This is a genomic window from Delftia sp. SD018 (genome assembly GCF_017355445.1).
Taxonomy (GTDB): domain Bacteria; phylum Pseudomonadota; class Gammaproteobacteria; order Burkholderiales; family Burkholderiaceae_C; genus Comamonas; species Comamonas acidovorans.
This window is the reverse complement of the sequence record NZ_JADDRN010000012.1, coordinates 15,776-36,618: the sequence shown is the minus strand read 5'-3', so window position 1 is coordinate 36,618 and position 20,843 is coordinate 15,776. Positions and strand designations below refer to the sequence as shown.

18 protein-coding genes and 3 tRNA genes are annotated in these 20,843 nt (G+C 64.2%); 11 read left to right on the top strand and 10 right to left on the bottom strand.

Translation table 11 applies throughout. The features are described 5' to 3' along the window. Positions 1-10 precede the first annotated feature (10 nt). Positions 11-2,644, top strand: coding sequence for a [protein-PII] uridylyltransferase (locus tag INR38_RS13765; RefSeq protein WP_013801514.1), 2,634 nt, complete (start codon positions 11-13; stop codon positions 2,642-2,644). A gap of 76 nt (positions 2,645-2,720) precedes the next feature. On the opposite strand, the gene INR38_RS13760 is transcribed toward INR38_RS13765, so the two are convergent. Next, on the bottom strand, positions 2,721-4,214 hold the full coding sequence (locus INR38_RS13760) for a nucleobase:cation symporter-2 family protein (protein WP_012206653.1): 1,494 nt from the start codon (positions 4,212-4,214) through the stop codon (positions 2,721-2,723). 288 nt (positions 4,215-4,502) lie between these two features. Beyond that, positions 4,503-5,042 (bottom strand): peptide deformylase, encoded by a 540-nt coding sequence (gene def / locus INR38_RS13755; RefSeq protein ID WP_013801513.1) that lies wholly within the window; start codon positions 5,040-5,042, stop codon positions 4,503-4,505. 289 nt (positions 5,043-5,331) lie between these two features. Between def and INR38_RS13750 the strand changes: the two genes are divergently transcribed. From INR38_RS13750 to INR38_RS13735, 4 genes are all read left to right on the top strand, one after another. Next, positions 5,332-5,700 carry a YbaN family protein gene (locus tag INR38_RS13750; protein ID WP_049801494.1) on the top strand — a complete coding sequence of 123 codons (369 nt, stop codon included), beginning with the start codon at positions 5,332-5,334 and terminating at the stop codon, positions 5,698-5,700. A gap of 87 nt (positions 5,701-5,787) precedes the next feature. Beyond that, positions 5,788-5,863: transfer RNA gene (locus INR38_RS13745), tRNA-Asn, on the top strand. Positions 5,864-5,916: 53 nt separating this feature from the next. Continuing rightward, positions 5,917-5,992, top strand: a tRNA-Asn gene (locus INR38_RS13740). 45 nt (positions 5,993-6,037) lie between these two features. Next, positions 6,038-6,113 (top strand) — tRNA-Asn (locus tag INR38_RS13735). A 44-nt stretch (positions 6,114-6,157) separates the two neighbouring features. Here INR38_RS13735 and INR38_RS13730 read toward each other — a convergent pair. Beyond that, the gene (locus INR38_RS13730; protein ID WP_207442263.1) at positions 6,158-6,484 is read right to left on the bottom strand and encodes a hypothetical protein; all 327 of its coding nucleotides are present in this window, start codon (positions 6,482-6,484) and stop codon (positions 6,158-6,160) included. A gap of 235 nt (positions 6,485-6,719) precedes the next feature. On the opposite strand from INR38_RS13730, the gene aat reads away from it, so the two are divergent. From aat to INR38_RS13715, 3 genes are all read left to right on the top strand, one after another. Continuing rightward, the gene (aat, locus tag INR38_RS13725; RefSeq protein ID WP_207442264.1) at positions 6,720-7,505 is read left to right on the top strand and encodes a leucyl/phenylalanyl-tRNA--protein transferase; all 786 of its coding nucleotides are present in this window, start codon (positions 6,720-6,722) and stop codon (positions 7,503-7,505) included. Continuing rightward, positions 7,502-8,251: an arginyltransferase gene (locus INR38_RS13720; protein WP_207442265.1), complete on the top strand. Its 750-nt coding sequence runs from the start codon at positions 7,502-7,504 to the stop codon at positions 8,249-8,251. The genes aat and INR38_RS13720 overlap by 4 nt, the downstream gene beginning before the upstream one ends. A 128-nt stretch (positions 8,252-8,379) precedes the next feature. Next, positions 8,380-9,204: an IclR family transcriptional regulator gene (locus INR38_RS13715; protein ID WP_013801509.1), complete on the top strand. Its 825-nt coding sequence runs from the start codon at positions 8,380-8,382 to the stop codon at positions 9,202-9,204. Between the two features lie 111 nt (positions 9,205-9,315). Here INR38_RS13715 and INR38_RS13710 read toward each other — a convergent pair whose 3' ends face one another. The 7 genes from INR38_RS13710 to INR38_RS13680 form a co-directional block, all read right to left on the bottom strand. Next, positions 9,316-10,413, bottom strand: coding sequence for a serine hydrolase (locus INR38_RS13710; protein WP_013801508.1), 1,098 nt, complete (start codon positions 10,411-10,413; stop codon positions 9,316-9,318). Between the two features lie 119 nt (positions 10,414-10,532). After that, entirely contained in the window at positions 10,533-12,071 is a 1,539-nt protein-coding gene (locus tag INR38_RS13705) for a 2-isopropylmalate synthase (protein ID WP_012206661.1), read from the bottom strand. Positions 12,072-12,170: 99 nt separating this feature from the next. Next, the gene (leuA, locus tag INR38_RS13700) at positions 12,171-13,862 is read right to left on the bottom strand and encodes a 2-isopropylmalate synthase (protein WP_207442266.1); all 1,692 of its coding nucleotides are present in this window, start codon (positions 13,860-13,862) and stop codon (positions 12,171-12,173) included. Between the two features lie 226 nt (positions 13,863-14,088). Continuing rightward, positions 14,089-14,922, bottom strand: a complete 834-nt coding sequence (gene pssA, locus INR38_RS13695) for a CDP-diacylglycerol--serine O-phosphatidyltransferase (RefSeq protein WP_012206663.1) — start codon at positions 14,920-14,922, stop codon at positions 14,089-14,091. A 210-nt stretch (positions 14,923-15,132) separates the two neighbouring features. Next, entirely contained in the window at positions 15,133-16,149 is a 1,017-nt protein-coding gene (gene ilvC, locus INR38_RS13690; RefSeq protein ID WP_012206664.1) for a ketol-acid reductoisomerase, read from the bottom strand. Between the two features lie 72 nt (positions 16,150-16,221). After that, the gene (ilvN, locus tag INR38_RS13685) at positions 16,222-16,713 is read right to left on the bottom strand and encodes an acetolactate synthase small subunit (protein WP_012206665.1); all 492 of its coding nucleotides are present in this window, start codon (positions 16,711-16,713) and stop codon (positions 16,222-16,224) included. 154 nt (positions 16,714-16,867) lie between these two features. Beyond that, complete coding sequence (locus INR38_RS13680) at positions 16,868-18,649, bottom strand: acetolactate synthase 3 catalytic subunit (protein WP_207442268.1); 1,782 nt, start codon at positions 18,647-18,649, stop codon at positions 16,868-16,870. A gap of 277 nt (positions 18,650-18,926) precedes the next feature. Between INR38_RS13680 and INR38_RS13675 the strand changes: the two genes are divergently transcribed. The 3 genes from INR38_RS13675 to INR38_RS13665 are packed head-to-tail and all read left to right on the top strand — an operon-like array spanning position 18,927 to position 20,826. After that, positions 18,927-19,499, top strand: a complete 573-nt coding sequence (locus INR38_RS13675; RefSeq protein WP_013801505.1) for an RNA polymerase sigma factor — start codon at positions 18,927-18,929, stop codon at positions 19,497-19,499. Continuing rightward, entirely contained in the window at positions 19,496-19,954 is a 459-nt protein-coding gene (locus INR38_RS13670; RefSeq protein WP_043819737.1) for a DUF3619 family protein, read from the top strand. Before INR38_RS13675 ends, INR38_RS13670 begins: the two co-directional genes overlap by 4 nt. Before the next feature lie 20 nt (positions 19,955-19,974). Next, positions 19,975-20,826 (top strand): DUF3106 domain-containing protein, encoded by an 852-nt coding sequence (locus INR38_RS13665; protein WP_013801503.1) that lies wholly within the window; start codon positions 19,975-19,977, stop codon positions 20,824-20,826. The last annotated feature ends 17 nt before the right edge of the window (positions 20,827-20,843 follow it).

Below are 20,843 nucleotides of genomic sequence, written 5' to 3'. Positions count from 1 at the left end.
CTCGCCGCGCATGAAACAGACCACTGACCACACTCCTTCCCACGCTGCGCCCTCTGCCCCGGACTCGCTGGAGCAGTTGCGCGTGCAGTACGCCCGGGATCGCGGGCGCTGGATAGGCTCGCTGCTGGCGCCCACCATGGGCCGGCGCGGCGTGCGCCTGGTGCTGCAGCACTTGAGCGATCTGGCCGACACGCTGCTGCGCGCGCTGTGGCATCGCGCCGGCATGCCGCCCGAGGCCTGCCTGGCCGCCGTGGGCGGCTTCGGGCGCGCCCAGCTGTTTCCCTATTCCGACATCGACGTGCTGGTGCTGCTGCCAGCCGCCGGCACGGCAGATGCCGAGCTGGCCTCGCGCATCGAGAAATTCATCGGCAGTTGCTGGGACGCGGGCCTGGAGATCGGCTCCAGCGTGCGCACGCTGGCCGAATGCCTGGAGGAATCCGAGCGCGACCTGACGGTGCAGACCGCCCTGCTCGAATCACGCCGCATCTGCGGCAGCGAGCCGCTGTTCGCCGAGTTCCAGACGCGCTACCAGGCCCAGATGAATGCGCACGCCTTTCTGTCCGGCAAGCTGCTGGAAATGCGCCAGCGCCACAACAAGTACGAGAGCACGCCCTACTCGCTGGAGCCCAACTGCAAGGAATCGCCCGGCGGCCTGCGCGATCTGCACACCATGATCTGGCTGGCCCGTGCCGCAGGCCTGGGCAGCAGCTGGCAGGCCCTGGCCGGCAAGGGGCTGATCACCGATTTCGAGCGCCGCCAGCTCGAGGACAACGAAGCCCTGCTGAGCCTGATACGTGCACGCCTGCACGCGGTGGCGGGCCGGCATGAGGACCGCCTGGTCTTCGACCAGCAGACCGCCGTGGCCGAGGCCTTTGGCTACCGCTCCACCTCGGCCGAGGGGCGCAAGCTGGCCATGCGCGCCAGCGAGACGCTGATGCGCCACTACTACTGGGCGGCCAAGGCCGTGACCCAGCTGTGCCAGATCCTGCGGCTGAACATCGAGGAGCGGCTGAACCCGCGCCCCACGCCGCGCATCCGGCTGAACTCGCGCTTCTACGAGAAGGCCGGCACCATCGAGGTGGCCAGCGACGATCTCTACGAGCGCGAGCCGCACGCCATCCTCGAAACCTTTCTGATGTACGAGACCCATGTGGGCCTCACCGACCTGTCGGCGCGCACGCTGCGCGCGCTGTACGGCGCGCGGGACCTGATGGATGCGGCCTTCCGGCGCGACCCGGTCAACCGCGCCACCTTCATGAAGATCCTGCAGCAGCCCAGCGGCATCACGCACGCCATGCGGCTGATGAACCAGACCTCGGTGCTGGGGCGCTACCTGTGGCCGTTCCGGCGCATCGTGGGCCAGATGCAGCATGACCTGTTCCACGTCTACACGGTAGACCAGCACATCCTCATGGTGCTGCGCAATGTGCGGCGCTTTTTCATGGCCGAGCATGCGCATGAGTACCCGTTCTGCTCGCAGCTGGCCAGCGGCTGGGACAAGCCCTGGCTGCTGTACGTGGCCGCGCTGTTCCACGACATCGGCAAGGGCCGGGGCGGAGACCACTCCATCATCGGCGCCGTGGAGGCCAAGCGCTTTTGCCGCGCCCACGGCATTGCGCGCGCCGACGCCGAGCTGATCGAATTCCTCGTGCGCGAGCACCTGACCATGAGCCAGGTCGCACAAAAGCAGGACCTGTCGGACCCCGAGGTGATCCAGGCCTTTGCCGAGCGCGTGGGCAACGAACGCAACCTCACGGCCCTGTACCTGCTGACCGTGGCCGACATCCGCGGCACCAGCCCCAAGGTCTGGAGCGCCTGGAAGGGCAAGCTGCTGGAGGACACCTATCGCCTGACCTTGCGCGTCATGGGCGGACGCGCGCCCGATGCTGCCGCCGAAATCGAGGCCCGCCGCCGCGAGGCCCTGGTGCAGCTTGCACTGACAGCCCAGCCCTTCGAATCGCACAAGAAGCTCTGGGACACGCTGGGCGTGGACTATTTCATGCGCCATGAGGCGGCCGACATCGCCTGGCACACGCGCCACCTGTCGCGCCATGTGGGCACCACCCGCCCCGTGGTGCGCGCGCGCCGCTCCCTGGCCGGCGAGGGGCTGCAGGTGCTGGTCTACGCGCCTGACCAGCCCGATCTGTTCGCGCGCATCTGCGGCTACTTCGACCGGGCGGCCTTCTCCATTCTGGATGCGCGCGTGCACACGGCCCACAACAGCTATGCGCTGGACACCTTCCAGGTGGTCGCGCCCGCCATGCAGGAGCAGTACCGCGAGCTGATGCACATGGTCGAGAACGACCTGGTCGCCGCGCTGATGCAGGGCGGGCCGCTGCGCGAGCCATCCCCCCGGCGCCTGTCGCGCCGCGTCAAAAGCTTCCCCTTTGCGCCGCGCGTCACGCTGCAGCCCGACGAGAAAGCCCAGCACTGGCTGCTGTCCATCTCGGCCACGGACCGGGCCGGCCTGCTCTACACCGTGGCGCGCATCCTGGCCCAGCACCACCTGAGCGTGCAATTGGCCAAGGTCAGCACGCTGGGCGAGCGCGTGGAAGACAGCTTTCTGATCGAGGGCGCCGAACTGCAGAACAACCAGCGCCAGTTGCTCATAGAAACCGAGCTGCTGCAGGCCTTGGCGGTCTGAGCTTGCGGCGAAAAAAGGCCCGCCCTGTCAACCAGGGCGGGCCTTTTGCATCCAGGCGCTGGCGCGGGTGCGGCCGTCAGTGCATGGCGGCCGCAGGCGCCGACACCGTGGCCACCTCCTTGCCCTCGCGGTCATAGAGCTTGCCGTCAACCACCCGGTCGCCATCGGCCAGGGCAGACAGCACGGCCTCGCTGAGCACGCGCTCAGAACCTGCGCCGAACACCGAAGGCTCCTCGGGGTTGCCCTGCTTGAAGTGGTTGAAGACCAGGTTCAGCAGCAGCACGGTCACCGCAGTGGAGCTGATGCCCGAATGGAACATGGTGGCGAACCAGTCCGGGAAGTGGTGATAGAAGTCCGGCTTGACCATGGGCAGCACGCCCATGCCGATGGACGCCGCCACGATGATCAGGTTCATGTTGTTGTGATAGTCCACCTTGGCCAGCGTGCGGATGCCGCTGGCCGCCACCGTGCCAAAAAGCACCAGGCCCGCGCCGCCCAGCACCGAGGGCGGCACGCAGGCCACGATGCGCCCCATGATGGGCAACAGGCCGAAGGCGATCAGGATCAGGCCGCTGAAGGCCACCACATAGCGGCTCTTGATGCCGGTGACCGCGACCAGGCCCACGTTCTGGGCAAAGGCGCTCTGCGTGAACGAGCCGAAGAACGGCGCCACCACGCTGGACAGCATGTCGGCGCGCAGGCCGTCGGCCAGGCGGCGCGAATCCACGCGGGTGCCCACGATGTCGCCCACGGCCAGGATGTCGGCCGAGGTTTCCACCAGCGTCACCAGGATCACGATGGACATGGAAAGCGTCGCCGCCAGGCTGAAGGTCGGCCAGCCGAAGTGCAGCGGCATGGGCACGGCGAACCAGGCGCCGCTGCCCACCTCGGAAAAGTCGGACTTGCCGATCATGGCCGCCACCGCCGTGCCGATGACGATGGCCAGCAGGATGGACAGGCGCGAGATCATGGCGTTGCCCAGCTTGCTCAGTGCCAGCACGATGACCAGCGACAGGCCCGCCAGCCCGATGTTGCCCATGCTGCCGTAGTCGGCCGCCTGGGGATTGCCGCCCATGGCCCAGTGGGCCGCCACCGGCATCAGCGACAGGCCGATGATGGTGATCACGCAGCCATTGACCAGCGGCGGGAAAAACCGGGTGAGCTTGGAAAAAATGGGCGCAATGATCAGGCCGAACACCGAGGCAAAGAGCACGGCGCCCAGCACGCCCTGCATGCCGCCGCCTGTGTGCAGGATGCTGACCATGGTGGCCACGCCCGAGAAGGACACGCCCTGCACCAGCGGCAGGCGCGAGCCGAAGAACGGAATGCCCAGCGTCTGCAGCAGCGTGGCCAGCCCGCCCATGAAAAGGCAGGCCGTGATCAGCAGGCCCGTGTCGGCCGCCGACATGCCGGCCGCATTGGCCATGACCAGGGGCACGGCCACGATGCCTCCGTACATGGTCAGCACATGCTGCAAACCATAGAGGGTGTTGGCCGTGAGGCCGAGTTGCTCGTCCTCCGGGCGGATGTCTGTACCCAGGGCCGGCGCATTGCCAGAACTTTTTTCCATCGCTGTCTCCTTGTCCTCTTGTTCACAGAACGCCGGACAAGTACGCGGCAGCCGGATGGCGGCAGGCGCGCCCCCGCGCACCTTTGCCGCCGACCCGATAGGCCGCGCTCTCCTGCATCCTGCATCGCGAAGCCCGGTGGCTGCTTGGCAGCTCTTGGGGGGCGAACGCACACAATCCCCGCCTTGGCGGGAAGTGCCAATGTACGGCGCCAGCATGGAAAAATTGTCTACCGATTTGTATACAAAGACCTGACCGAAGATCCTTGAATACGGGCAGCGCCCGCCCGCTCAGTCGTCCTCGGCCGCGCTGATGCCGGGGAACAGCACATCGGTGAAGCCGAACTGGCTGAAGTCACGCATGCGCATGGGATAGAGCTTTCCCCAGAGGTGATCGCACTCATGCTGGACCACGCGCGCATGAAAACCATCCACCGTGCGGTCGATGGCATCGCCAAACACATCGAAGCCCGTGTAGCGGATATGGTTCCAGCGCGGCACCATGCCGCGCATGCCGGGTACGGACAGGCAGCCTTCCCAGTCCAGTTGCTCGTCCTCGCCCATGGGCGTGATGACCGGGTTGATGAGAACGGTGCGCGGCACCACGGGCGCATCGGGGTAGCGCGGATTGGGCAGGCCGGAGCCGAACACCACCATCTGCAGGTCTACGCCAATCTGCGGCGCGGCCAACCCCGCGCCGTTGGCTGCATGCATGGTGTCCAGCAAATCGCTGAGCAGCAGGTGCAGTTCGTCGGTGTCGAATTCGGTCACGGGCTGGGCGACGCGCAGCAGGCGCGGATCGCCCATCTTCAAAATGGTGCGGACAGTCATGGCAGTACAAGGCTATGCATATATATGTGGGTTGCCAAGCATAGCTGCCGCCCGGTTCCCGGCTGCCTCCCGACTGCCTCCTGGCCACCTCTTGGCCGCCATGGCCACAGCGCGCTGGCACAATCGCAGCATGCCCAGCACCGCCAGAGAGTCATCCACCGCGTCCCCAGAGGACCGTGAGGCAGGCGCGCAGCAAATACCCACGGCACAGGCCCTGGAGCCAGAGGCCACTGCGCAGGCAGGCACGGCGCCGGCCTTCCATGATGACGATCCCCCTCCCCTGCACCGCATGCCGGCCGCCCCGTTGCGCTGGGCGCTGCAGCTGTTTGCCTGCCTGAGCCTGGCCACGGGCATTGCCGGCATCTTCATTCCAGGATTGCCCACCACGGTGTTCGTGCTCATGGCCGGCTGGGCCGCGGCGCGCAGCTCGCAGCGCATGCACACCTGGCTGTGGCGCCATCGCCTGTTCGGCCCCATGCTGCGCAACTGGGCACGGGGCGGCTGCGTGAGCCGGCGCGCCAAATGGAGCGCCAGCGCCATGATGAGCCTGTGCGCCGTCATACTGCTGTGGACACGCCCGCCCGCCTGGGTGCAGGCCGTGGCGCTGACCTCCATGGGCTGCGTGCTGGTATGGCTGTGGTTCAGGCCTGAGCCGTGAGAATGAAGGCCTGCAGCGGGCCTTCCTGAAAAAATTCCCCCGAGTTTTCTATGACGTGTTTTTTACGTCATATAATCTAGGTCTTGTTCCTCAATAGCTCAGTTGGTAGAGCGCCGGACTGTTAATCCGTAGGTCCCTGGTTCGAGCCCAGGTTGAGGAGCCAAAAGAATTTCAAGATCTTGCAACCGCACAAGATCTCTGTCGATAGACGTGTATTCCTCAATAGCTCAGTTGGTAGAGCGCCGGACTGTTAATCCGTAGGTCCCTGGTTCGAGCCCAGGTTGAGGAGCCAAATTTCAGTGGCCTTGCAATCGCACAAGACCCAACGCCAACATATTCCTCAATAGCTCAGTTGGTAGAGCGCCGGACTGTTAATCCGTAGGTCCCTGGTTCGAGCCCAGGTTGAGGAGCCAGATGAAAAGCCCGCATGCCAACGCATGCGGGCTTTTTTGTTGGGTCAGGCTGCACGCACCATGCCCACGGTGGGCGTGTTCGGTGGCGATGGAGCTGCAGCGGGCTCCACGGTGACGGGCTTGCTGTGCCTGGCATGTGCGCGGCGCGAACCATGGGCAGTACGGGATTGCTCGACACCCTCTTCCCATGCGCGCAGCTCTTCTTCCAGCCGTGCGGCACGTTCCGCATACATGTCAGCAGAGGACTTGTAGTACTCCGCGGCAATGGTGTGCTCCAGCATCGCCATGCGGGCTTCCTGCAGGTAGGCCCGGGTGCGACGGATATAGCGCGGCTCGGCAAGGCTTGCGCCAAAGATTTTGCTGAAAAACATCGCTCATCCTCCTTCGATGCCTTCACAGCGAAAGCCAAGCATCCGCAAGAAGACGGAACCAGCATAGCCCAAGCCTGCCAAGCGGCACTGTCCCCTGGCGCGACAAGGCCGCGTAGGAGGTTCACTTACCCCGGCCAGGCGATGCCCTCGCATCCACGCAGCCCTCTTGCGCATGGTTTGTGCAAGACTGCGGCTGCAGAGCATACGAATCCATTTCCTCCGTCCGCACCCGATCATGTCCCATCCCCTCCCATGGCTCATCCCCCACCAGGCCTTCCCTCCTGTGGAAACGGCATGGGGCCCCAACGACCCCATCCCAGGCCTGCTGGCCGCAGGCGGCACGCTGGATGCGGCGCACCTGCGCATCGCCTACAGCCAGGGGATTTTTCCCTGGTTCAGCGAAGGCCAGCCCACGCTGTGGTGGTCGCCCGATCCACGCATGGTGCTGCAGACATCGCAGTTCCGGCTGCACCGCAGCCTGCGCAAGACATTGCAGCGCTTTCGCGCCACGCCGGGCTGCGAGATCCGCATCGACAGCGCGTTCGAGACGGTGATGCAGCACTGCGCCCAGACGGTGCGCCACGACCAGGATGGCACCTGGATCGTGCAGGAAATTCTTGACGCCTATACCGATCTGCACCACCAGGGTGCAGCCCACAGCGTGGAGACCTGGATGGACGGACGCCTGGTGGGCGGCCTGTATTGCGTGGCACTGGGCCGCGCCGTGTTTGGCGAATCCATGTTCGCGCATGCCACCGACGCATCCAAGATCGCGCTGGCAGCCCTGGTTGCACTGTGCAGACACCAAGGCGCCGTGCAGATCGATTGCCAGCAGGCCACGCAGCATCTGGCCTCGCTGGGGGCGCGCGAAATGCCGCGCGCCCGGTTCCTGCAAACCGTGGCCGAGCAAAGCCAGCTGCTGCCCATGCGCTGGCGGTTCGAAAACGTATACTGGGACGCGTTGCTGCCACCGTCCGGCGAGGCTGGCGACACATCACCGGCTGCCGCCAGCACACCATGACGCACCCGAACGATCTTCCGCTGCAGGCCCTGCAGTTCTATGCCACCGCCGCCTACCCCTGCAGCTATCTCGATGGCCGGCTGGCGCGTTCGCAAGTGGCCACGCCCAGCCACCTGATCCAGAACAGCGCCTATTCGGAGCTGGTTTCACTGGGTTTTCGCCGCAGCGGAATGTTCACCTACCGGCCGTATTGCGACGGATGCCGAGCCTGCGTTCCGATGCGCATCCTGGTCCACGACTTCCGCCCCGACCGCAGCCAGCGCCGCGCTGCCGCGCGCCATACCGACCTCACGGCATCGATCCAGCGCCTGCACTACTCGAACGAGCACTACCAGTTGTACCTGCGCTACCAGCAAAGCCGCCACAGCGGCGGAGGCATGGACCATGACAGCGTGGACCAGTACACCCAGTTCCTGCTGCAAAGCCGCGTCAACTCGCGCCTTGTGGAGTTCCGCACGCCGGCGGCCGATGGCGGCATCGGCACGCTGAAGATGGTCTCCATCCTCGATGTGCTGGAAGACGGGCTGTCTGCCGTCTACACCTTCTACGAGCCCAACGACCCCGCCAGCTACGGCACCTTCAATGTGCTGTGGCAGATCGACCAGGCCCGGTCCATGAGCCTGCCCTATGTCTACCTGGGCTACTGGATCGCCGACAGCCAGAAGATGAATTACAAGGCGCGCTTCCTGCCCCATGAAGTGCGCGTTGACGAGCGCTGGCAGCGCGTGGATCAGCTGCCGCGCTGATACAGCGTCACTCCACGCCTTTTCAGCGACATTTCTTATGCGCATAGCCGCTGTTTGCTGGCGGCACATATGCCGCCATGCCATGGCCGCCGCTAGAATGACCGAATGCCGAAACTCCACTCCGCCTCATGAAAAAAAACGATAACGCGGCCTCCCCCAAGCCCAGCGTCCAAGTCCTGGAACGCATGTTCACGTTGATCGACGTGTTGGCCTCGCGCGAGGAAGCGGTATCGCTCAAGGAGATCAGCGAGCGCACCGGCCTGCACCCCTCCACCACGCACCGCATCCTCAACGATCTGGCCATTGGCCGCTTTGTCGATCGCCCCGAATCGGGCAGCTACCGCCTGGGCATGCGCTTCCTGGAACTGGGCAATCTGGTCAAGGCCCGCCTGAGCGTGCGCGAAGCGGCCCTGATCCCCATGCGCCAGCTGCACAAGCAGATCCAGCAGCCGGTCAGCCTCAGCGTGCGCCAGGGCGATGAAATCGTCTATGTGGAACGCGCCTACAGCGAGCGCTCCGGCATGCAGGTGGTGCGCGCCATCGGCGGCCATGCGCCGCTGCACCTGACATCCAACGGCAAGCTGTTCCTGGCGGCCGACGATGCGCAACAGGTCCGCGCCTACGCCACGCGCACCGGCCTGCCCGGCAAGACGCACTTCAGCATCACGCGGCTGGCCGACATGGAAAACGAGCTGGACAAGGTACGCCACCATGGCGTGGCCCGCGACAACGAAGAGCTGGAACTGGGCGTGCGCTGCATGGCCGCCGGCATCTACGACGACCAGGGCAAGCTGGTGGCCGGCCTGTCCATCTCCGCTCCCGCCGACCGGCTGGACGAAAGCTGGATGTCCAAGCTCCAATCCACCGCACAGGAGATCTCGGGCGCCCTGGGCTTCAATGCAACCCGTCCGGCTGCACCGCCTCCCAACCCCTACGCGCGCAGCAGCCACTGAACGGCCGTCGGCCCCGTTGGCATTGGCCAGGGGCCATTGGCTACACAGACCTCTGCCCACCAGAAACGACAAAGGCGCCATCGGCGCCTTTGTCGTGAGGGGAAAGAAAACTCAGCCCTTGACCTTGTGGATCATGGGATCGCCAGCCACCTGTCCCATGGACTCCACCCAGTGGCGCACGCGCTCGGCATCACCGAGGCGGCTGAACTTTCCGGCCGAATCCAGGAAGACCATGATGATCTTGCGGCCAGCCACCTGCGCCTGCATGACCAGGCAGCGGCCTGCCTCGGAGATGTAGCCGGTCTTTTGCAGACCGATGTCCCAGGTGGGGCTCATCACCAGACGGTTGGTGTTGTTGTACTGCAGCGTGCGGCGGCCCACGGCCACCTCATAGCCGGGCGAGGTGGTGTACTCGCGCACCAGCGGATCGCTGTGCGCCACATTGACGAGCACGGCCAGATCACGGGCGCTGGACTGGTTGCGGCTGGACAGCCCGGTGGGCTCCACGTAGCGGGTATCGGTCATGCCCAGCAGACGGGCCTTGGCATTCATCTGCTGGACAAAGGCATCAAGGCCACCAGGGAAAGTGCGGCCCAGGGCATGGGCAGCGCGGTTTTCACTGGACATCAGGGCCAGGTGCAGCATTTCACCGCGCGTGAGCGTGGTGCCGACGGCCAGGCGCGAGCTGCTGCCCTTTTCGGTATCCACGTCGTCCTGCGTGATGGTGATGGTTTCATCCATCGGCAGATGGGCCTGGGAAATCAGCAGGCCGGTCATCAGCTTGGTCAACGAGGCGATGGGCAAGACGGCATGGTCGTTCTTGCTCAGCAGCACCTCATGGGTGTCCTGGTCCAGGACCAGGGCCACGCTGCTCTTGAGATCCAGAGGATCGGCCACCGCATGCAGACCGGCCATCTGGCCGAAGGACAGGCGTGGCTCGTAGGCAACGGCGCGAATGGGGCTGGCCACGCTGCGTGCAGCGACGCGGCTGGGCTGGCGCGCGCTCTTGGCAACGCGCTTGCCCTGGGGAGCGGCCGTGGCGCGCTCCTTCACCGCCTTCTTCTTGACAGGGGCCACGGCCACCTGTTTCTTGGCAACTTTCTTGGCGGGCGCGGCATATGCGCCCGGAGCAGCAAGAGCACAACTCAGGGCCAGAAAGGACATGACCTGAGCAAATCGACCGAGGCGGGCACGGCGTAGGGTGGGCATGAGAAATGCTCCAAGCAGCAAGAATTTGTGACTAGACCTTACATTAATCGAAAAAGTCGCACTGTGACAATAACTTGTGCGACTTTTCGATAATTTAAGTGAAATTATAAGGCGAGTGCTTACCCCTGCGCAGCCACGATCTCTGCATTGCTGTGTAATTTGTTCAACGCGCTCAGATAGGCCTTGGCAGAAGCCACGACGATGTCAGGGTCGGCGCCCACGCCGTTGACCACGCGCCCGCTGCGCTGCAGGCGAACGGTCACTTCGCCCTGGCTTTCGGTGGAGCCGCTGATGGCGTTGACCGAGTACAGCAGCATCTCGGCACCGCTCTTCACCTCGGACTCGATGGCCTTGAACGAGGCATCGACCGGGCCATTGCCGTCGGACTGGGCCTTGATCTCTCGGCCGTCGCGGCTGAACACCACTGACGCGTGTGGGCGCTCACCTGTCTCGCTTTGCTGAGCCAGCGAGATGAACTGGAAGGGGTCGGCCTGCTGATGCGCGTCCTGCTCGGTCACCAGGGCCAGGATGTCCTCGTCGAAGATCTCGCTCTTGCGGTCGGCCAGCTCCTTGAAGGCGGCGAAGGCGGTATTGATCGCGGCTTCGCTGTCCAGCTCCACGCCCAGCTCGTGCAGGCGCTGCTTGAAGGCGTTGCGGCCGCTGAGCTTGCCCAGCACGATCTTGTTGGCGCTCCAGCCCACGTCCTCGGCACGCATGATCTCGTAGGTGTCGCGCGCCTTGAGCACGCCGTCCTGGTGAATGCCGGAGGCGTGGGCGAAGGCGTTGGCCCCCACCACGGCCTTGTTGGGCTGCACCACGAAGCCGGTGGTCTGGCTGACCATGCGGCTGGCGGCCACGATGTGCAGGGCGTCGATGTTGACGTCCAGGCCAAAGTAGTCCTTGCGCGTCTTGATGGCCATCACCACCTCTTCCAGCGAGCAGTTGCCGGCGCGCTCACCCAGGCCATTGATGGTGCATTCGATCTGGCGGGCGCCGCCGAGCTTGACGCCGGCCAGCGAGTTGGCCACGGCCATGCCCAGGTCGTTGTGGCAGTGCACGCTCCAGACCGCCTTGTCGCTGTTGGGCACGCGCTCGCGCAGGTTCTTGATGAAGGCGCCGTAGAGCTCGGGAATGGCATAGCCCACGGTGTCGGGCACGTTGATCGTGGTTGCGCCCTCGGCGATCACGGTCTCGATGACGCGGCACAGGAAATCCGGGTCGCTGCGGTAGCCGTCCTCCGGGCTGAACTCGATGTCGGCAATCAGGTTGCGCGCAAAGCGCACGGATTGGCGCGCCTGCTCCAGCACCTGCTCGGGCGTCATGCGCAGCTTTTTCTCCATGTGCAGCGCGCTGGTCGCAATGAAGGTGTGAATGCGCGCGCGGTTGGCGTCCTTCAGAGCCTCGGCCGCACGGGCGATGTCACGGTCATTGGCCCGCGCCAGCGAGCAGATGGTGGAGTCCTTGATGGCGCGCGCAATGGCCTGCACCGACTCGAAGTCACCATTGGAGCTCGCCGCAAAACCGGCCTCGATCACATCGACCTTCAGCCGTTCGAGCTGGCGCGCGATGCGCAGCTTCTCGTCGCGGGTCATGGAGGCACCGGGCGACTGCTCGCCGTCACGCAAGGTGGTGTCGAAAATGATCAATTGGTCGGTCATGGGGAGTCTCGTCTTTCTTGTGGATGCGAAGCCCCTGCCCACGGGCAGGCGATGAAAAAAGCCGGTGCGCTTGTGGCTGCACCGGCTCGGGAACGAAATTCAGGCGGCGACTGCCTCCTGCGCCACCGCATTCTCGGCGGAGGGAACACGCTGCAAGCCCGACATGATGGCCCGGAACGAGGCAGAGACGATATTCGCATCGACCCCCACGCCGTAGCACACGTGGGACTCGTCCACGCGCAGTTCCACATAGGCGATGGCCTTGGCGTTGGCGCCTTCGCCAATGGCGTGCTCGGCATAGTCCAGCACGCGCACCGCGCGGCCGCTGTGCTCGCTCAGCGCCTGCACGAAGGCGTCGATCGGGCCCGTGCCCTCGGCCTCGACCGTGCGCTTGCCGCCCTCGACGGCCAGGTCGGCCGACAGGCTGACCACACCATCGTTCTCGCTCAGCCGGTAGTGCGGCGCCTGCACGGATTGCAGGCCGTATTCGCGCTGGAACAGATTCCACAGGTCGGCGGCAGCCAATTCCTTGCCGCTGGCATCCATCTCGCGCTGCACGACCTGGCTGAACTCGATCTGCAGGCGGCGCGGCAACTGGAGGCCATATTCGCTTTCAAGCAGATAGGCGATGCCGCCCTTGCCCGACTGGCTGTTGACGCGGATCACGGCCTCATAGCTGCGACCCAGGTCCTTGGGATCGATGGGCAGATAGGGCATGTCCCAGATGTCGCCGTCCTTGCGGTCGGCGAAGGCCTTCTTGATCGCATCCTGGTGCGAGCCAGAGAACGAGGTGTAGACCAGATCGCCCACGTAGGGATGGCGCGGGTGCACGGGCAACTGGTTGCAATGCTCGACCGTGCTGCGGATGCCGTCGATATCGGAGAAATCCAGCCCGGGCGACACGCCCTGGATGTACATGTTCAGCGCCACGTTGACCACGTCGAGGTTGCCCGTGCGCTCGCCGTTGCCGAACAGGCAGCCTTCGAGGCGGTCGGCACCGGCCATCAGCGCGAGCTCGGCCGTGGCCGTGCCCGTGCCGCGATCGTTGTGGGGATGGACGGACAGCACGATGGAATCACGGCGCTGGATGTGGCGGTGCGTCCACTCCACCATGTCGGCAAACAGATTGGGCGTGGAATGCTCCACCGTGGTGGGCAGGTTGATGATGCACTTGCGCTCGGGCGTGGGCTGCCATACATCGGTGACGGCATCGATGACGCGCTTGGAAAACTCCAGCTCGGTGTCCGAATACATCTCGGGCGAGTACTGGAAGGTCCATTGCGTCTGGGGGTAGCCGGCAGCGATCTCGTTGAACATGCGGGCATTGGTGGTGGCCAGCTCGACGATCTCGTCTTCACTCATGTTCAACACCACGCGGCGCATCACGGGCGCGGTGGCGTTGTAGAGATGGACGATGGCACGGGGCACGCCTTCGAGCGCTTCGAAGGTACGGCGGATGAGGTGCTCGCGCGCCTGGGTCAGCACCTGGATGGTCACGTCATCGGGAATGCGGTTTTCCTCGATGAGCTTGCGCATGAAGTCGAACTCCACCTGCGAAGCGGAGGGAAAACCGACCTCGATCTCCTTGAAGCCGATCTTCACCAGCTGCTCGAACATGCGCATCTTGCGATCGATGTCCATGGGCTCGATCAACGCCTGGTTGCCATCGCGCAGATCCACGCTGCACCAGATCGGAGCCTTGGTAATCGTCGCGTCGGGCCAGCTGCGATTTTGCAGACGCACGGGAGCGAAAGCGAACGGACGGTACTTGGTCGAAGGGTTTTGCAACATGGCTGAAGTGCTTTCTATCGTCTAGGTAAAAACAAGACCCACCTGCTCCAGCGACCCCACAAATGCAAAACGGCCCGTCGCTGGTGCAAACGGGCCGTGAAAGTAGGTATGTACGCGCGCGCTACTGTCTCTGCCCGTTGGACATCAGTAGTAGAGCTAGCGACAGGTATTGCATTCGGACGACTTTAGCACAGGTTCACAAAGGCTGTGAAGATGCTGCGCCGCATCACTTGTGCAGGCCGCGCTCCTCGGGCTCGTCGGTCGAGGTGCTGATGACGCTGGTGCGCTGGCCCTTGGCCTTGCGCCAGGCGTAGACGCCATAGCCCGAGAAACCGTAGAGCAGGAACACGCCGAACAGCACGATGGGCGGGTGGATGTTGATGATGGCAATGCCCAGCGCAATCAGCACGATGGCGGCAAACGGCACGCTCTTCTTGAAGTGCACGTCCTTGAAGCTGTAGAACGGCACATTGGTGACCATGGTCAGGCCCGCGTACAGCGTCAGGAAGAACATGATCCAGGTGATCTGCGTCCAGCTCAGCCAGGCATCCTGCCCGCGCAGCAGGCCCGCTTCGTCCAGCAGCCAGATGAAGCCCGTGACCAGCGCCGCCGCCGCAGGCGAAGGCAGGCCCTGGAACCAGCGCTTGTCCACCGTGCCGGTATTCACGTTGAAACGCGCCAGCCGCAGTGCGGCGCAGGCGCAATAGACAAAGGCGGCAATCCAGCCCCAGCGACCAATGCCCTTGAGCGCCCACTCATAGGCGATCAAGGCGGGAGCGGCGCCGAAGGACACCATGTCCGACAGCGAGTCCATCTGTTCGCCAAAGGCGCTTTGCGTATTGGTCATGCGTGCCACACGGCCGTCAAGGCTGTCGAGCACCATGGCGCAGAACACGCCTGCAGCAGCCAGTTCGAAGCGGCCGTTCATGGCCATCACGATGGCGTAGAAGCCACCGAACAGCGCAGCCAGCGTGAACAGGTTGGGCAGGATGTAGATACCCTTGCGGCGCTTGCGCACCACCACGCCCTCAATCTCGTTGGACTCATTGTGGTTTTGCATCAATCCAGCCTCCAGCACAGCGCCTACGGGCGCGGGCAGCTATTAAAACGATAGTATTCTAAGGGAGCGGACCGCGCCGCCCCGAAAGGGTCAGTGTACCTGCGCGCCGCACCCCTTCCCTGCACGAAAAAGGCCACCCGTCGGGGTGGCCTTGTCCTGCACCTTGCGTAGGCCGCTTGCGCGACCCAGGCAAGATGGAATGCAGCAATCTCAGTTGCGGCTCTGGTCAACCAGCTTGTTCTTGGAGATCCAGGGCATCATGGCGCGCAGCTGGCCACCGACCTTCTCGATGGCGTGGTCGGCGTTCATGCGGCGGCGGGCCGTCATGCTCGGGTAGTTGGTGCGGCCTTCCTGGATGAACATCTTGGCGTATTCGCCCGTCTGGATGCGCTTGAGGGCAGCACGCATGGCTTCGCGCGACTTGTCGTTGATGACTTCGGTACCCGTCACGTACTCGCCGTATTCGGCGTTGTTCGAGATCGAGTAGTTCATGTTGGCGATGCCGCCTTCATACATCAGGTCCACGATGAGCTTGAGCTCATGCAGGCACTCGAAGTAGGCCATTTCGGGAGCGTAGCCGGCTTCGGTCAGGGTCTCGAAGCCCATCTTCACCAGTTCCACCGCGCCGCCGCACAGAACGGCTTGCTCGCCGAACAGGTCGGTCTCGGTTTCTTCCTTGAAGTTGGTCTCGATGATGCCGCCCTTGCCGCCGCCGTTGGCCATGGCATAGGACAGGGCCAGGTCACGGGCCTTGCCGGACTTGTCCTGGTACACAGCGATCAGCGAAGGCACGCCGCCGCCCTTCAGGTACTCGGAACGCACGGTGTGGCCAGGACCCTTGGGGGCGACCATGATCACGTCCAGATCGGCGCGGGGCACGACCTGGTTGTAGTGGATGTTGAAGCCGTGGGCAAAGGCCAGCGTGGCGCCTTGCTTGATGTTGGGGGCCACGTTGTTGTTGTAGACCTCGGGGATGTTCTCATCCGGCAGCAGGATCATGACCAGGTCGGCGGACTTCACGGCGTCATCGACTTCCGCGACGGTCAGGCCAGCCTTGGCGACCTTGTCCCAGGAAGCGCCGCCCTTGCGCAGGCCGACCACGACCTTCACGCCGCTTTCGTTCAGGTTTTGCGCGTGTGCGTGGCCCTGGCTGCCGTAGCCGATGATGGCAACGGTCTTGCCCTTGATCAGGCTCAGGTCACAGTCCTTGTCGTAGAAAACTTTCATGTTGGCTCCAGGCTTCGTGTGTGTAGGGGTTGAAAAGGGGAAGGGGACAGGTTTCAGGTGCGTTGCAGCGCATCAAACGCGCAGGATGCGTTCGCCGCGGCCGATGCCGCAGGAGCCGGTGCGCACGGTTTCCAGAATGGCCGTGCGGTCCAGCGCCTGCAGGAAGGCGTCGTTCTTGGATTGGTCGCCGGTCAGCTCGACCGTGTAGCTCTTTTCGGTCACGTCGATGATGCGGCCGCGGAAGATGTCCGCCATGCGCTTCATCTCCTCGCGTTCCTTGCCCACGGCGCGGACCTTGACCATCATGAGTTCGCGCTCGGTATAGGAGCCTTCGGTCAGGTCCACGACCTTGACGACTTCGATCAGGCGATTCAGGTGTTTTGTGATCTGCTCGATCACGTCTTCGGAGCCATTCGTCTGAATGGTCATGCGCGACAGCGATGCGTCTTCCGTGGGGGCCACGGTCAGCGATTCGATGTTGTAGCCGCGGGCCGAGAACAGGCCCACCACGCGCGACAAGGCTCCCGGCTCGTTTTCGAGCAGCACGGCAATGATGTGTTTCATGAAAGAAAGATTCCTCTTTTCGCTGCCCTCCCCCGGCGCCGGTAAACGTCGGGCTTGGCAGGCAATAGATTCGTCAAAGGGGCCGCCTCGAGGACGGCTCACTGGAACGGATGCGGCAGGAATGAACCCGGGCAGATCCCGCAAGGGACCATGCTCAGAGGTCGTCAGCCCCCAGCAGCATCTCGGTGATCCCACGGCCGGCCTGCACCATGGGGAACACATTCTCGGTGGGATCGGTACGGAAGTCCATGAACACCGTGCGGTCCTTGAGCTTGCGTGCCTCGCGCAGGGCGGGCTCCACGTCCTCGGGGCGCTCGATCAGCATGCCCACGTGGCCATAGGCCTCGGCCAGCTTCACGAAGTTGGGCAGCGAGTCCATGTAGCTGCTGCTGTAGCGGCCCGAATACTCGATCTCCTGCCACTGGCGCACCATGCCCAGGTAGCGGTTGTTCAGCGACACCACCTTGACCGGCGTGTTGTACTGCAGGCAGGTGGCCAGCTCCTGGATGTTCATCTGGATGGAGCCTTCACCCGTGATGCAGAACACCTCGGAATCCGGCTTGGCCAGCTTGATGCCCATGGCGTAGGGCAGGCCCACACCCATGGTGCCCAGGCCGCCGGAGTTGATCCAGCGGCGCGGCTCGTCGAAGCGGTAGTACTGCGCGGCCCACATCTGGTGCTGGCCCACGTCGGACGTGATGTAGGCATCGGCGTCGCGGGTCATGTTCCACAGCGTCTCCACCACGTACTGGGGCTTGATGACCGAGCCATCGCCACGGCTGTACTGCAGGCAGTCGCGGCTGCGCCAGCCTTCGATAGTCTCCCACCATTGACCCAGGGCCGCTGCGTCGGGACGGGCACTTGCCTCGCGGATCATGGAGATCAGCTCGGTCAGCACCTCCTTGACGTCGCCCACGATGGGCACGTCCACCTTCACGCGCTTGGAGATGGAAGAGGGATCGATGTCGATGTGGATGATCTTGCGCTCCACCGACATGAAATGCTTGGGGTTGCCGATCACGCGGTCATCGAAGCGTGCACCCACCGCCAGCAGCACGTCGCAGTTCTGCATGGCATTGTTGGCTTCGATGGTGCCGTGCATGCCCAGCATGCCCAGGAACTTGCGGTCGCTGGCCGGATAGGCACCCAGGCCCAGCAGCGTATGCGTGACCGGGTAGCCCAGCATGTCCACCAGCGTGCGCAGCTCGTTGCAGGCATTGCCCAGCAGAACGCCGCCGCCCGTGTAGATATAGGGACGCTTGGCAGCCAGCAGCAACTGCAGCGCCTTGCGGATCTGGCCCGCATGGCCCTTGCGCACCGGGTTGTAGGAGCGCATCTCCACCTTCTCGGGGTAGCCGGCGTAGAGAGCCTTCTTGAAGGACACATCCTTGGGGATGTCCACCACCACAGGGCCGGGACGGCCGGTGCGCGCGATGTGGAAGGCCTTCTTCATCGTGTCCGCCAAATCGCGCACATCCTTCACCAGGAAGTTGTGCTTGACGATGGGGCGGGTGATGCCGACGGTGTCGCATTCCTGGAACGCATCGGTGCCGATGTAGGCCGTCGAGGTCTGGCCGCTGATCACGACCAGGGGAATGGAATCGGTGTAGGCGGTGGCAATGCCGGTCACGGCGTTGGTCAGGCCGGGACCCGAGGTCACCAGGGCCACGCCGACTTCACCCGTGGCACGGGCAAAACCGTCTGCCGCATGCACGGCCGCCTGCTCGTGGCGCACCAGCACATGCTGAATGGAATCTTGTTTGTAGAGGGCGTCGTAGATGTACAGAACCGCACCGCCCGGATAGCCCCAAAGCTGCTTGACACCTTCGGCCTGCAGGGACTTGACGAGGATCTCGGAGCCCATCAGCTCCTGGGATGCATGGGACTGCGACGCCGCTGCTGCCGCGCTGGAGTACTCGGCTTTGGAAATTTCCATGATCAACCTTTGTGAATTTCTCTAACGAAAAACCTTGGGTGCCCCTTGCCTGAAGCCCTTGTGAGGCCGGTGCGGGACTTAGGACCAACAGACATGGGCGAGTGAGTAAACGCCGGACCGTGACCCGTTTGCCTTTTTGAATTGCAGCAGACATTATCGCACTGCAACAAGCCTGCGCGCCATCCTGCGAAAAAAATTGACAGTGCGGTGCGATAATCAGGCCCCGCACCCGTTCAGCCCCTCATCAACGAGCCCCTCATCCGGGCCTGCGTTCCTTTTGGCAACCGAGCAAGAACTATCCGACTTCCTCAAAAGCGTAGAAAAGCGAGCCTTCAAGCGCAGCTTTTTTCACGTCCGGGATGAGGAGGCGGCGCTGGACATCGTGCAGGACAGCATGCTCAAACTGGCGCAGCACTATGGCGACAAGCCCATCAACGAGCTGCCCATGCTGTTCCAGCGCATCCTGTCCAACAGCACGCTGGACTGGTTTCGCAGGCAAAAAACGCAGAACGCCCTCTTCACCCGCATGAGCGACCTGGAGGCCTCGGCCGGCGACGATGCGGACTTCGACTGGCTAGAAACCTACGCCGACTCAGGCCAGAACGGCGAAACCGCCCGCAGCGCCGAAGATCTGACCGAGCGGGCCCAGATTTTGCAAAGCATTGAAAAAGAGATACAGGAGCTTCCAGCACGTCAACGCGAAGCTTTCCTGATGCGTTATTGGGAAGAGATGGACGTCGCGGAGACCGCTGCCGCGATGGGGTGTTCCGAAGGAAGTGTAAAAACACATTGTTTCCGCGCCATCCAGACATTGAGCAAGGCACTGAAGGCCAAAGGAATCGAGCTATGAAGACTGCGCCCACTCTCACTCTCCACAGCGAAATGGCGGCCGACCGCATCGCACGCCGGATCACCGCGCGCCTGGGTGACGGCGAGGCGTTGCTGCCATACGACATCACCGAACGGCTGCGCGCTGGGCGCGAGCGCGCCCTGTCCGTTCGCCGGCGCGAACTGCGCGCTGCACCGCTGCAGACCGCCAGCGCAACCCAGGCTCAGGGCGGCACGCTGACGCTGGGCTCGGGCGACGAGGGCGGCACCTGGTGGCGCGCGCTGATCTCGGCCGTGCCGGTGCTGGCGTTGATCGTTGGCCTGGTGGTCGTCAACGTGCAGACGGACCAGACAGGTCTGACAGAGGTTGCCGAGGTGGACACCGCCTTGCTGACCGATGATCTGCCGCCCGCCGCCTACGCCGACCCCGGCTTCATCCAGTACCTGAAGACTTCGGCCACCAACACGGAACGCTGATCCCCGCCTTGCCTGCCTGCATGCCCACTGATTCACGCGCCGCGTTCCACCGCTCAGCCGCCGCCATCCTGGCGGCGGTGCTGTTGATGGCGCTGGCCTGGACCGGCTGGCGCGTCGTGCAGCAGGTACGGCTGGCACCCAGCACCGTCTCGCCGGCCACGATCGCAGCCTCCAAGACCCTGCACGGTGATGCAGCCACACGCCAGCGCGCCACGGACCTGGCCTCCGGCCCGCGCTGGGCAGAGCTGACACCGGCGCAAAGCAGCGTGCTTGAACCCCTGTCCGAGCGCTGGTCCATGATGGATGCGCTGCAAAAGCGCCGCTGGATGGCGCTGGCCGAGGGCTGGGACAAGCTCAGTGAAAAAGAGCAGGAAAAGCTGCGCGATCGCATGCAGACCTGGTCCAGCCTCAGCGCCCAGCAGCGCAGCCAGGCCCGCCTGAATTTCGCCCTGACCAACCGCCTGGCCACCGACAAGCGCGCCCAATGGGAGGCCTACCAGGCGCTCAGCGACGAGGAAAAACGCCTGCTGGCCGCGCGCGCCGCGCCCAAGGCCAAGGGCGCCGCCACCGCCATAGAGCCCGTGGCCCCCAAGCGGCTGGCGCGGATTCCGGCGGCCTCGGTGGCTCCGGCCACCATTCCGAATCCGCCGAAGATTCCGCCCGCCACCATCTACAACCCGCCGCTTCCGGTACCCCCTGCCCCATCCCCTGCGGCCGTGGAAACCCATCCCGTGCGCCCGCCGGCGCTGGTGGAGACAGCGCCGGTGGAAGTGCCCTCGGCCACGCCCATGCCTTTGCCGCCCATGGAACTGCATGACAGCCCCGATGCTGCATCCCAGCCATCGCACGGCGAAGCGCCCCTCTCGCATTGACGCACTGACGCACCGAT